Genomic DNA, 12826 nt, shown 5'->3' with positions numbered 1-12826 from the left:
CACAGCCTAAAGACTGTGGTTTTCTGGCAAGTTGAATTAGAACAATACACGCACGCGGATTGTACCTTCAACTTCATTCAATGTATCCAGCGCTTCTTTAGAAGCAGTTGCATCTACGTCCATGACCAGATAACCGACATCACCTTTGGTCATTAAAGACTGACCAGAGATGTTGATGCCATGTTCAGCAAACAGGTTGTTAATCTTAGACAGAACGCCCGGAATGTTTTTGTGGATATGCAGCAGACGGTGCTTACCTTCAGTCAGTGGCAATGCAATTTCAGGGAAGTTCACCGCAGAAAGTGTCATACCCTTATCTGAATAAGCGACAAATTTCTCAGCCACTTCCAGACCGATGTTTGCTTGTGCTTCCATGGTCGAACCACCCACGTGAGGGGTCAGGATGACGTTTGGAATGTTACGTAGCGGAGAAACAAATTCTTCACCGTTGGCTTTAGGCTCTTTCGGGAATACGTCAACCGCAGCACCAGCAAGATGGCCTGATTTCAGTGCATCGGCCAGGTCTTCAATCACGACACAGGTACCACGTGCCGCGTTGATGAAGATTGAACCTTCTTTCATTTGCGCGAACTGTTCTTTGGTCATGAAGTTACGTGTAGACGGAACATCTGGCACGTGCAGAGAGACGACATCAGCATTGGCAAGCAATTCATTCAATGAGCCGACCTGACGTGCATTACCCAATGGTAATTTTGTCACTGTATCGAAGTAGATCACTTTCATACCCAGGCTTTCAGCCAGGACAGAAAGTTGTGAACCGATTGAACCGTAACCTACGATACCTAAAGTCTTACCACGCGTTTCGAACGAACCTACAGCAGATTTGTTCCAGCCGCCTGCATGTGTATCTGTTGATTTTTCAGGTACACGGCGAAGCAGGAGAATGGCTTCAGCAAGTACAAGTTCAGCTACTGAACGAGTATTTGAATATGGTGCGTTAAACACTGGAATACCGCGACGCATTGCTGCGTCCAGATTCACCTGGTTGGTACCGATACAGAAACAGCCCACTGCGATTAACTTGTTCGCAGCTTCAAAAACTTCTTCAGTCAGCTGAGTACGGGAACGGATACCAATAAAGTGTGCATCTTTAATCGCTTCTTTCAGCGCTTCACCCTCAAGCGCAGTTTTACGATAGTCAATGTTGGTATATCCAGCAGCATTTAAAGTGTCGATCGCGTTTTGGTGAACGCCTTCTAACAACAAGAAACGGATTTTATCTTTAGGTAGAGATAGATGTTGGCTCATTACGGCTCCGCTACAAAGGCCAAATTTAGTCGCGGTATAATAGCACAGGAATGGGGTGGTTATACATTTCCTTGATGACGGCAATCGCAGCTATTTTCGCAAGTGATGATGCACAAATAATAAAAATGGTTGAATTAAACCAGCGTTTTCAAAGCTATATTATCAAAATTAGCATTTTTTAAGGGAAAGCCCTAAAAATAGCTTATAATATTGCCCCGTGCTGTTAACGCGCCTCTCTTTGATGCTTTAATCGGCATATTCTGCCTGATTTGCATACAGGTCTTTATGTCTGAAAAATGTGCAAATAAACCGGCGAAGTCTCTTTTGTTTAATTCATGCTAGGTCTGCAAACGATGAATGCTCCAGTCGCTTTAACCCCTGAGTTATTGACCCAATTGACTGCAATTGTGGGTGAAAACCGTATTAAAACCGATACGGATAGCCTCCAGAATTGGGGTCGCGATCATACCAAGCACTTTGATCCAAACCCGTCGGTCATCGTGTTCCCATCGAGCACCGAACAGGTTCAGGCAATTGTTAAGCTGGCCAATCAGTTTAATGTGGCTGTCACTCCATCAGGAGGCCGTACTGGTCTGTCCGCAGGTGCAGTCGCTGCTAACGGTGAAATCGTGGTGAGCATGGACAAGATGAACCAGATTCTGGAGTTTTTCCCGGCAGACCGTATGGTTCGTGTACAGTCTGGTGTCGTGACTGAGCAGTTACAAAATTATGCGGAAGAGCAGGGGATGTATTACCCGGTAGATTTTGCATCTGCGGGTTCAAGCCAAATTGGCGGCAACATCGGCACCAATGCTGGCGGGATTAAAGTCATTAAATATGGCATGACCCGTAACTGGATACTTGGCCTGACAGTGGTGACCGGTAAAGGGGATATACTGCGTCTGAACAAAGGCATGATCAAAAACGCAACAGGCTATGCACTACAACACTTATTCATCGGTGGTGAGGGTACGCTGGGTCTGGTGACTGAAGCGGAAATCAAGCTCGAACGTCAACCGCAAGACCTGCAAGTGATGGTACTGGGTGTGCCTGATTTTGATGCAATCATGCCGTTATTGCATGCCTTCCAGGCGAAAATTGATTTAACAGCATTTGAGTTCTTTGGTGAGCTGGCCATGCAGAAAGTCTTGGCCAATGGTCATGTGCAGCGTCCTTTTGAAACCGAATGTCCATTTTATGTTCTGCTGGAGTTTGAAGCGCCGTTTGAACCGATCATGGACAAGGCGATGGAAATTTTTGAGCATTGCATGGAACAGGGCTGGGTACTTGACGGTGTGCTGAGCCAAAGTCTGGAACAGGTAGAAAGCTTATGGCGTCTGCGTGAAGATATTTCTGAATCCATTGCCCCATTTACACCCTACAAAAATGATATTTCTGTTCTCATTACGCATGTTCCAGCATTTATTAAAGAAATTGATGCGATTGTGGCAGAAAATTATCCTGACTTCGAAGTCTGCTGGTTTGGTCATATCGGTGATGGTAACCTGCACTTGAACATCCTGAAACCTGAACACTTAAGCAAAGATGAATTCTTTACCAAATGTCAGGTGGTGAACAAGTATGTCTTTGATACCGTGAAAAAATATGACGGCTCAATTTCTGCAGAACACGGTGTGGGTATGACCAAGAAACCTTATCTTGAGTACTCACGTTCAGCCGAAGAAATTGAATATATGAAAGCCCTGAAAAAAGTATTTGATCCGAAAGGCATTATGAACCCGGGCAAGCTTTTCGACCTTTAAAGCGGTTCGAAATGAAAAAAGCGCATCGAAAGGTGCGTTTTTTTATGCCCGTACCAGAGCAGTTACATAGTTTAAATAGTTTTAAGCTAAAAAGCGCTGCATGATGATTCGTGAATAATAAAGATAAACATGGGGTTAAACAGTATGTTACAGTTATTAACACTTACAGTTTTAGGCCTGACAATGATAATGTCAGGGTGCGCCACCACACAGCAAGTGATTGCAAAAGTGCAGTCCTCTTCAGATACTCCTCTGGATCAGGTACTGAAGATGCGGCCTGATTTACGCGATGAACTGGCAACCGTAGAAATCCGGCAGTTTTTTAATAAAAGCGAAGCACCGACTGTGGGACAGGTGAAGGTAACAGAAACCGGATTAATGGATGATTCGGTCAAATCCATTCAAACGATTTACCATTTCAAAAAAGAAGAGAAAAACTGGAAAATGCACAAGGCTGAAAAGTTATATCGCTGTATGCGGGGAGCCAATACCAAGACTTTCCAGAAGGCAGTTTGTCCATAATTTTATTTGCTCTTTAAGCAGTTTGTGCTGAAAAGCGTATCTGGATGATGCGCTTTTTGCTTTTTGCTTTTTGCTTTTTGCTTTTTGCTTTTTGCTTTTTGCTTTTTGCTTTTGGGTGATATCTGTAACTCACAAACTCATTGTGCCTTTCCAAGCACTTCAGTCATGAGGCTACTCTCACTATCTAAAAAAATTACGCAAAACAAACTGAAAATCCTCGCATTCATCCATCGTGATGATACTCGCCTTTCAGTCGGCAGTTTCTCGCCCGTCCTTTCTGTGTTTTCCCTCTACGAACTGGGCAATACCGTATCGCTATTTTTACTGCTCGACCACGTAGGGTCGGCTAACCTTAAAGCCAGTCATTTGCAGAACGGTGTCAACGCTCATCCACCTCGTGGTTTTGAAACTGTCACCCTGATGTTTGCAGATGAAGTTGAACACCGCGACTTAAGTGGCGGTGGTGGCATCATTTCCGCAGGCGATGTGCAGTGGATGACGGCAGCATCAGGCATTAGACATAAAGCAGTATTTAGCAAAGACCGTTCAGACTGCGGCGGACGTTTTGACATGCTACCACTCTGGATCAATTTGCCTGCCAAGGACAAAATGAATCCACCACATTATTAAAATCTATGCGACGCACCGATTTCCAAAGTATGACTGCCAATTGATGCAGACTTTGTCCGAGTGATTGCAGGGCAGTATCAATAAGCCCAAGGCTCGGCTCAGACACATACGCCCATACCAGTTTATAAAGTCTTTTTAAAACAAGGTGAAACCATATAGCTCTCGGCACAATCAGGTGAGACCACGCTGCTGTATATGCGTACTGGTCGGGGCGGCTTTCATCCTTATGATGAAATATTAGAGTCTTATAATGAGATAAAGACAAGAAATTTTATTCGTTATCTTGCTATTTCAGAAGATGAAAAAATCCTGAAAACCCCAACATGATCAGCACGGATTTGCACATGAACTCTGCTAAAATGCGCATAATCTAATTACATTCAATCTGTATTTTGCCCGATTAAATTCAATTCAAAAGGGTGGATTCAGGATGATGAGCATTAACTCTCCTATGCAAAACACGCCCACTCAAAAACTGACTCGCGCCACACTCATGTTTCCATTGGCACTGGTCCTGTTTGAATTCTCGGTCTATATCTGTAATGACCTGATCCAGCCGGCTATGCTGGCCATCACCCGTGACTTTGGTGTCAGCAGTTCATGGGCACCATCGTCGATGTCCTTTTTTTTATTGGGCGGCGCATGTGTCGCAGCCATTTTAGGGCCATTATCAGACCGATGGGGACGTAAAAAAGTGCTGCTGGGTGGAGTGGTCTTTTTTGTCATCTGCTGTTTGGCGATTTTACTGGCACCCAATATTCAGAGTTTCCTTTTTCTGCGTTTTTTACAGGGTTTTGGCCTGTCCTTTATTTCTGCCGTTGGTTATGCCGCCATTCAGGAAAACTTTGAAGAACGCGATGCAATTAAAGTCATGGCACTCATGGCCAATGTTTCCTTGCTGGCCCCGCTTCTGGGACCTGTGATTGGCGCTTTTATGATTGATCATGTCTCATGGCATTGGGGCTTTATTGGGATTGCTTTTGTGGCACTTTTAAGCTGGTTTGGACTCAAGGCCAAAATGCCAAATCCTAAAATCAGTATTCCCAAACAGCCCATCAGCTATATTGTGGACGATTTTAAACAGGTCTTGAAAAATAAGCGCTTTGTAATTATGACCATGGCATTGCCGCTGGTTAGCATGCCACTGATGTTATGGATTGCCTTATCTCCCGTCATTCTGGTCGAGCAATTGGGCTTGAGCAGTCTTCAATATGGTCTGGCACAGTTCCCGGTTTTAGGAGGGTTAATTCTAGGAAATATAATTCTGCTGAAAGTGATTGATAAAATGCCGCTCGGCCAGACGGTGTTGCTTGGTGTGCCCCTGATGTTATTGGGAACAATTTTACTTTTAGTTGGCTTGCTGATTCCGGATTATTTTCTGCATTGTCTGCTTATTGGCACCACCTGTATCAGTCTTGGGGAGGGTGTTAGTTTCTCGGTACTGTACCGCTTTGCCCTGATGTCCTCTGAAGTATCTAAAGGTACTGTTGCAGCAACAGTGTCTATCTTGTTGATGCTGAGCTTCTTTATTGTGATTGAAGCCGTCCGCATAGCGTATGAAGCCTATGAGCTTTGGGCTTACTGCGGTGTTTCATTTATTTTAATCGCCCTTTGGTTCACCTGGCCACGCCTGCAACTCAAGCAGTTGATGCTGGAAAGAAAGGCGAGTGGAGAGTTTTAACTTTTGAGAGGTTTTCTATATTTTAGAACCCCTCTAAACAGTCCCTGCCTTCGTGAAGAAATGAGTAATATTATTGGGCAAACTCTCTCCCTAAGGGGGAGAGGATGATTAACTTCCTCGGTTCTAAATATTTTGAGAGCAGCGAGAACCGGAAGTGATCAAGCCTCTTCAGCACTGGGCTGTTCTAGTTTTTTTAATTTCATATCAAAAATAAAGGGCCCAAAAGGCAGGATTGATGCAATTAAACCCATAATAAACATGCTGAGTGACCATTTCTGTTTTTCACAGACTGCAAATAACACCACAAGAAACAGCACAAATAATACGCCATGACCCATACCGACATATTTCACCAGAATCGGGTTTCCCAGCATGTACTTGACCGGCATCGCCACAAATAATAGCAGCAGAAATGAAATACCTTCTACCAAGCCTACTAGACGTAAAGTTTTAATATTCACCTACATTCACCATTGAGTTCAATCAAGCTTGAGTGTACCCAAACTGCGGATTGAATCAAAAGAAATTTTATAAATAAAATGAGTTATTTTAGAGGCTTATACCCTAGTGATTTACTGGGTTATAAGTGCTCAATGGTTTTGAAACACTCATTTTTAAATCAAGACTGATATAAAAAAACGGGCAAGATGCCCGTTTTTTTTATATATCAATGAATGCTTAGATCACCCCACAAGCGATCCGTTCACCGCCGCCACCCAATGGCAATGGATGATCTGAATAGTTGTCGCCGCCTGCATGTATCATTAAAGCACGGCCTTTAATATCGGCTAATTTAACACGTGGGGCCAGAAGTGTGACTCGTGCCGTACCATCGGTGCTGACTTTCAAGGCAGGAAAATCACCTAAATGACCGGTGCTTGGTGTGCCGTGGTTGGGTGCCTGGTTCGGGTTGTAATGACTGCCGGCCGCCAGCGCTGCGCCCATCTTGCCATCTTTCATAGCAGGCGCACATGAACCGTTTTCATGAACGTGGAAGCCCCGTTCTCCTGCCGGAAGCTGTTTCAGGTGAGTACGAATGACCAGACCTGTCGGGCTGTCACTGAGCAAAACCGTACCCACAGACTCCCCCGTTCCTTGGGCAGAAACTGCATGCATGCTGACCGTTCTGACATTTTCGGTTGAAATATCATTTGAGGTACAGCCTGTAAAAAGTACCGCACCTAGAGCGCAAAGCGTTGTTACTTTAAAGAATGAAGACATAAATTGGCATCCTGATCATTATTCCGTTTTTGTCCATCTATTGAATCAGAGCAATATCAAGAGGACTATATACAATCAGTACTTAAATGTTTTATTTTGTTTAATAGCTGATGTTTAAGAAGTTTTAGGTGTCTCATCCACGTCCGGGTCAATATCATGTGCCATGGTGGCCTTAGGCATCAGCAGGGCTTCCTGATGATTGGTTTCATGCAGCCACTCCCGCCAGATGGCCAGCAGGACAGCTAGAATAACCGGTCCGATAAATATCCCGACCAGACCAAAACTGGCAATACCACCCAATACGCCAAACATAATCAATAAGAAGGGGATTTGGGTCGCCCCAGAAATGACCAGAGGACGGATGACGTTATCTGCGGTACTGACGATACAGACTCCCCAAACCATGACTCCAATCGCCTCAATGGTCTGACCTTGTGAGAACAGCCACAGGGAGACAGCGGTATATGCCACTGGTGGACCAAAAGGAATCAGAGCGAAGATAAAGGTCACAATGGTCAGTACCATCGGATTCGGTACCCCAGCGACAAAATAGCTTAACCCCGCCAGCATAGACTGGGCAATGGCCGTCAGGCCGACGCCGTAGACTACCGCGCGTGTAGTCGCTGAAATCGTTGCCAGATAATGATGAATACGGGGACCGACCACCATTTCAAACGCTTTACGTACCTGATTTAAAATGGTGTGACCATCACGATAAAAAAAGAACATCGACAAAACGGCAAAACACAGCTTAAACACATTTTTGCTAATTTCATTCAGTACGACTTTGCCGTAATTCAAATGGCCCTGAATCCAGCTAGAAATAGACAGGGCGATACTGTTGGGATCAGTGTTGATTTCATTTAAAGTACGGCTGATTTCTTTACCGACAAAAGGCAGCTGGCGGATAAAGTCAGGCACATCCAGACGGCCTGAAAAAACCTGCTTTTGCAATTCAAAATACAGGTTACGGCCCTCATGCTGTAACATGAAAATCGCAAAGATAAACGGCAGGCCAAACACCAGAATCACGGCCAGAATCATGATGGCTGAGCTGAGCGTGGGACGGTTGCCACACATGCGTAATACGGACTGGTACAGCGGCCAGGTCATATAGGCAATAATTGCTGCCCAAACTACAGGGATGATGAAATATTTGAGTATATGAAAACTCAAAAAAATCAGGATAAAAAATAATCCAAATAATAAGACTTTTTGTAGTGTAGGCGCGTACTGTTGCACTGAATTTTATGACTCATTTTTAGACCATAGCCAGCATATTAACTGAAAAAAAAGCGCAGGCAAATGTACACCGCTCAAGATAGGGCGATTATTTAATGAAAGTCATATTAGAAAGTGTGGCATCTTAGAACCACTGTGCCGGATCATCAATAATCATGTTTAATACGTTTTGCCACTGATTTTGTACTTCACGGTACATTTTCTGGTTTTTATCAAATACAGACAGGCCCTCCATTTCCAAACGGCTATACACGGTACGTTCAGAAATCCAGGCAACGGGCTGTTGGTCAATCTTGTCAAAAAATTGCTGAATATGCTGTTGATGGGCGCTCTGGGCCTTGACACGGTTCGCCAGCAGTAAAATTTCAACTTTTCCTTTACGAATCCGTTTTATATCCTGTAAATGTTTTAGAAAACGGCGGGTGGAATCAATATCAAAAAAAGAAGGCTGTAACGGTATGATGATGGCATGCGCTTCGCTGACCAGCTGCTGGGCATGGTCTTCAGTCAATGCACCAGGGGCATCAATGACCAGATACTCTATCTGTTTGGGGACATCGCCAATCGACTTGACATTGCGCCAGTCCAGGGAGCGAATCGGAGCTGCATGTTCAGGACGTTGCTTGAGCCATTGCAAGGCCGATTTCTGATTATCGGCATCTGCGAGGGCGACCTTATAACCTTTTTGTGCGAGTGCTGATGCCAAACTTATGGCTGTAATGGTTTTGCCGCAGCCGCCTTTCTGATTCGCAACTAAAATTGTTTTCATGACTCAAGATGATTTTATTCTGCTCTCGCCTAGCATATCATTCTTTTCAGGCTTGCAAATGATCGATAAACTCAACTTCAGTCGAATGCAGATAGGAAAAATTAAGTAAATTAGGAAGATGGAATGTCCATAACGCTGGCCATGCTGATTGGTGCCTGTATTGGAGTGGTATTGACCACCCTAATCTTAGGCCAGACACGAAATGGCCGAATTAAAGCCGAATATGAGCAGTATATTGCCGAGCTGGAACTGGAACATCAACAGGCGCTGGCTGCAGCACAAAAACGTAGTGTCAATACCAGCCGGGCAGTGCTAAAAGGGAAAATGGCCGAGCAGATGGCACCGATTATGCCAGAATTTCAGTATCTGCCGAGTGATGCCAAGTTTCTGGGCGATCCGGTGGACTATGTGGTTTTTGATGGCTATAGTGATTTTCGTGATGGCGATGGACTGGCTGAGGATATTGAAGTGGTGCTGATTGACATTAAAAGTGGTGGAGCACGGCTGACCAAGGGGCAGCAGGCGATCGCCCGGGCGATTCAGGACGGACGCGTGCGTTTCGAAACTGTCCGGATTAATTTTGAGGATTAACCGTTTGGCCAGCCTGTCTTGTGACTGATGAATAAACTTTTTATTGCGGCAGCCCTATTTGCCTTAGGACTCTGGATCTGGTCCGAATATTTCCGCGCGATTCCACATCTGGAACAAGCCGGCATACTCAAGAACTTTCAGGTTGAGCCAGTTGAAGCCCATGAAGCTGAATATCGGGTTATTTCCAAAAAATATTATGGGCCTGAGCGCCGGACGATTCATCCTGCTAGTCCTGTAGTGGGCAGTTTTAACGATCTGGCCTATATAAGTAATATTGATCTGCTGTTGGCGCAGCCTGAAACGTCTATGGCAGCATTAAAGTCTTGGCAGCTTAAACAAAGCAAACGCTGCTTTGAAGTTAATCTCAAGGATGCGGTACAGGCTGATTCTGCACTCATACAGCCATTACTGAGCAGTCTGAGCGTGGTTGCCTCCAGTGAAGCTGTTGCCAATAAAATCCGCCGTCTTAAGGCCGGTCAGCGGATCCGGATCCAAGGCGACTGGATCACACTTAAATATGCCAAAAACCAGCAGGAATTTTATGTGGGACCGGGTAGCCAAAATTCGTCACAATGCCGTTTATTTCGCCTCAATGCGGTTGAGCGTTTGGACTAAAACGGTTTATGTACACGTGCCAGTAGCATCCGCTGACCAATTTTAGGAATTCCTGCGGCCTCCCGATATTGAATCTCATCCAGCTCAAAACCTGTTTCTAACAGCGCCAGCTCAATATCACGATTCAGATGACAGCCATCGGCTACTTTCTTTTGTAATGGGGTCAGCAGATGCTGTAGACGCTGAATATTCAGATGCTCCCGGTTCAATACATGCTCGACCAGATGCAAACGTCCACCCGGTTTTAAAACCCGATAGATTTCACGCAAACTTTGCGCTAAATCTGGAACACTGCATAAGGTCCAGGTTGATACAATATTATTTAAACCATGTGTGGCAAAAGGCAGCGCTTCGGCGCTGGCCTGTATATGCTCTACCGGAAAAGGCACATGCTGAATCCGGTCTTGCGCCAGCTGAAAAATCGCCGGATTTGGCTCCAGTGCATAGAGCTGTTCCACTTGCTGATAAAAAGCCAGATTCAGGCCACTACCAAAGCCGATTTCTAGCACATCACCGCTGACACCAAGCAATAACTCGCGGCGCAGATCCATCAGTGAAGGCGTTTGCATGACCTGATTGAGCAGGTGTGGAAAAACATGTTGTTGATAAAATTTATAGAACATCGATATTTAAATAAGCTTTAAAAATACCAGTAGATTAACTGAAATAATCGATTCTCAACATGGTTGTGAGTTGACCAAATTGCATCAGCCTGTTACCAAGTGCAACTATTTTTCCAGTAAAAAATCCGTAATATCGAAAGTAGTTGCTTTAAAAAATACTGAATGGGATTGATGTAGAATTATGCTCAAGTACTTGAAACCCGGTTTGTTATTGGCCAGTCTTATTTTGCCGATGTCAGCCTATAGTTCGATCGATCATAATATTGCCAAAGGCTTGCCGCCGATGGTACAAGGGCAGTCCATTTCTGCTTTACAGCCATTTCAAGGGGATTTCCGGATTTTGGGTTCCAAAATATATAATGATGATCCACAATCCAAATTCTCTCCCATTGATTATGCAGTGAGCTGGGGATTATTTGCCGAACCCGAAATTGCCCGGCATATTAGCGTGAATCAATATGACCGTTATTTAAACTGGAAAATGGACCGTGTGCCTGTGCCTACGGAAAAAGCCATGCAAATGGTTTCCAATATGCATATTATTCCAGCCAATCCAACGATTGCCAAAGCCATTAAACAGGTGAAACGCGGTGATCTGGTGCGCTTGCAAGGAGAACTGGTTGAAGTGCGTGATAAAGAGCTGGTCTGGACCTCCTCTTTAACCCCGACCGATACTGGCGATGGCGCCTGTGAGGTTTTTCGCGTAAGTTCGATCCAGTGGATTGAAAAAGTGAATCGAAGCTAAGCGCAGCATTATTTCACTTTAAATTATCTGAAAACCACTCTTCATGAGGGGTTTTTTTAATAAAATATGATTTATTTTTTAGCCAGGGCTTCCGCTTCAAACTGAACCCCATCCCAGCCGTGTTGCATAAACTGGCGTATATTCTGGTGCTCAGTTGCTTCAGGACTAAGCAGTACAGACGTATAATGTTCAGCGAACAGGCTGAGAGTCTGAGCTTGATTTAGACCATGAAGCTGGGCAAAGGAAAGCACTTTGGCACTGCCTTGGTTTTCATTGGCCGCATTCTGCTGTTGACCATTTTTAAATGCGGTCGGGGTGTAGGTATAACGTGCATCAATATATGCAATCACATCCGAGAATTGTGCTTCACCCGCAGTCAATAATGCCAGTAAATTTTGCGCCATCTGCCCCACCTGATTTTTAAGCCTAATCCAACGGTGTCAATATAGCATTTTTCCTGAATCTCGATGGTGTTTATAATACGTTCGGTGCAAGATAAAGCAGTTGGTCTGTCCGCAGCGGGTATAAGAGCAGAGGAAAATAAAGATGAAAATGCAAGGGATGGAGCAGCTATGAACTGGCTTTGGGTCGCCATGGGTGGTGCAATCGGGGCGAGTCTGCGCTATGGCATAGGACTCTGGCTCTTTAAACCGCAGATGCAGTTTCCTTGGCCTACCTGGTGGGTGAATATCCTTGGCTGTCTTTGTACCGGTATTTTTTTGGCATACAGTCAAAAATATCCGGCTTTGCAGCAGGAAGCCCGTTTATTTTTAATGGTTGGCCTATTGGGCGGCTTTACTACCTTTTCCAGTTTCGGCCTGGAAAGTTTTCAGCTCTTGAAGCAGGGAGCCATCTCAATGGCGCTCCTGTATATGTTTTCGAGCCTGTTGCTGGGCCTAACCGCTTTGACTGTAGGTTTCTATCTGAGTGACTTGATGTTGAACCAGACATAAAAAAGTCAGGAAATTGGAGGTCATTTCCTGACAAAACTACAATCTGAAAACGCGAGAAAAACGTTATTGATCAACTGGTTTTAACTGCGTTTAAAACGGACAAAACATTTATTAATGCTGGCCACACGACTTTCCTCTTTACGGGGCGGGTGTGAATTCATGGTGCGGCCGATCAAAAAATGCCCATCTGCATAGGGATTAT

Annotated in this window: 15 protein-coding genes; 8 read left to right on the top strand and 7 right to left on the bottom strand. The window is 44.7% G+C overall.

The window, feature by feature from the left end; all coding sequences use genetic code 11:
• Positions 1-36: 36 nt before the first annotated feature.
• Positions 37-1269, bottom strand: a complete 1233-nt coding sequence (serA, locus tag E5Y90_RS12170; protein WP_151205272.1) for a phosphoglycerate dehydrogenase — start codon at positions 1267-1269, stop codon at positions 37-39.
• Positions 1270-1622: 353 nt separating this feature from the next.
• Here serA and E5Y90_RS12165 point away from each other — a divergent pair, with 353 nt between their 5' ends.
• The 4 genes from E5Y90_RS12165 (at position 1623) to E5Y90_RS12150 (ending at position 5865) form a co-directional block, all read left to right on the top strand.
• Positions 1623-3032, top strand: a complete 1410-nt coding sequence (locus E5Y90_RS12165; protein ID WP_174660308.1) for an FAD-binding oxidoreductase — start codon at positions 1623-1625, stop codon at positions 3030-3032.
• Positions 3033-3176: 144 nt separating this feature from the next.
• Positions 3177-3554: a hypothetical protein gene (locus E5Y90_RS12160; protein ID WP_151205270.1), complete on the top strand. Its 378-nt coding sequence runs from the start codon at positions 3177-3179 to the stop codon at positions 3552-3554.
• Positions 3555-3719: 165 nt separating this feature from the next.
• On the top strand, positions 3720-4184 hold the full coding sequence (locus E5Y90_RS17505; RefSeq protein WP_228723959.1) for a pirin family protein: 465 nt from the start codon (positions 3720-3722) through the stop codon (positions 4182-4184).
• Between the two features lie 451 nt (positions 4185-4635).
• A complete protein-coding gene (locus E5Y90_RS12150; protein ID WP_174660602.1) occupies positions 4636-5865 on the top strand; it encodes an MFS transporter in 1230 nt (409 codons plus the stop codon).
• A gap of 158 nt (positions 5866-6023) precedes the next feature.
• Here the strand turns inward: E5Y90_RS12150 and E5Y90_RS12145 are convergent, their stop codons facing one another.
• The 4 genes from E5Y90_RS12145 to E5Y90_RS12130 form a co-directional block, all read right to left on the bottom strand.
• Entirely contained in the window at positions 6024-6326 is a 303-nt protein-coding gene (locus E5Y90_RS12145) for a DUF3817 domain-containing protein (RefSeq protein ID WP_151205269.1), read from the bottom strand.
• Positions 6327-6543: 217 nt separating this feature from the next.
• Positions 6544-7086, bottom strand: a complete 543-nt coding sequence (gene sodC / locus E5Y90_RS12140; protein WP_174660307.1) for a superoxide dismutase family protein — start codon at positions 7084-7086, stop codon at positions 6544-6546.
• A gap of 114 nt (positions 7087-7200) precedes the next feature.
• Positions 7201-8328, bottom strand: a complete 1128-nt coding sequence (locus E5Y90_RS12135; protein ID WP_174660306.1) for an AI-2E family transporter — start codon at positions 8326-8328, stop codon at positions 7201-7203.
• A gap of 124 nt (positions 8329-8452) precedes the next feature.
• Entirely contained in the window at positions 8453-9097 is a 645-nt protein-coding gene (locus E5Y90_RS12130; protein WP_174660305.1) for a ParA family protein, read from the bottom strand.
• Positions 9098-9220: 123 nt separating this feature from the next.
• Between E5Y90_RS12130 and E5Y90_RS12125 the strand changes: the two genes are divergently transcribed.
• On the top strand, positions 9221-9688 hold the full coding sequence (locus E5Y90_RS12125; protein WP_174660304.1) for a Holliday junction resolvase-like protein: 468 nt from the start codon (positions 9221-9223) through the stop codon (positions 9686-9688).
• Positions 9689-9715: 27 nt separating this feature from the next.
• The gene (locus E5Y90_RS12120) at positions 9716-10303 is read left to right on the top strand and encodes a hypothetical protein (protein ID WP_174660303.1); all 588 of its coding nucleotides are present in this window, start codon (positions 9716-9718) and stop codon (positions 10301-10303) included.
• On the opposite strand, the gene E5Y90_RS12115 is transcribed toward E5Y90_RS12120, so the two are convergent.
• Complete coding sequence (locus tag E5Y90_RS12115) at positions 10300-10926, bottom strand: class I SAM-dependent methyltransferase (RefSeq protein WP_174660302.1); 627 nt, start codon at positions 10924-10926, stop codon at positions 10300-10302. The two genes, E5Y90_RS12120 and E5Y90_RS12115, sit on opposite strands and share 4 nt — an antisense overlap.
• Before the next feature lie 181 nt (positions 10927-11107).
• On the opposite strand from E5Y90_RS12115, the gene E5Y90_RS12110 reads away from it, so the two are divergent.
• On the top strand, positions 11108-11671 hold the full coding sequence (locus E5Y90_RS12110; RefSeq protein ID WP_151205336.1) for a hypothetical protein: 564 nt from the start codon (positions 11108-11110) through the stop codon (positions 11669-11671).
• Positions 11672-11742: 71 nt separating this feature from the next.
• Here E5Y90_RS12110 and E5Y90_RS12105 read toward each other — a convergent pair whose 3' ends face one another.
• The gene (locus E5Y90_RS12105) at positions 11743-12075 is read right to left on the bottom strand and encodes a HopJ type III effector protein (RefSeq protein WP_174660301.1); all 333 of its coding nucleotides are present in this window, start codon (positions 12073-12075) and stop codon (positions 11743-11745) included.
• A 168-nt stretch (positions 12076-12243) separates the two neighbouring features.
• Here E5Y90_RS12105 and crcB point away from each other — a divergent pair, with 168 nt between their 5' ends.
• On the top strand, positions 12244-12624 hold the full coding sequence (gene crcB, locus E5Y90_RS12100; RefSeq protein WP_174660300.1) for a fluoride efflux transporter CrcB: 381 nt from the start codon (positions 12244-12246) through the stop codon (positions 12622-12624).
• Positions 12625-12826 lie beyond the last annotated feature (202 nt).

The organism is Acinetobacter sp. 10FS3-1 (assembly GCF_013343215.1).
Classification (GTDB): Bacteria; Pseudomonadota; Gammaproteobacteria; order Pseudomonadales; family Moraxellaceae; genus Acinetobacter; species Acinetobacter lwoffii_C.
The sequence above is the reverse complement of the archived record's forward strand: the minus strand, read 5'-3'. Positions and strand labels throughout refer to the sequence as shown.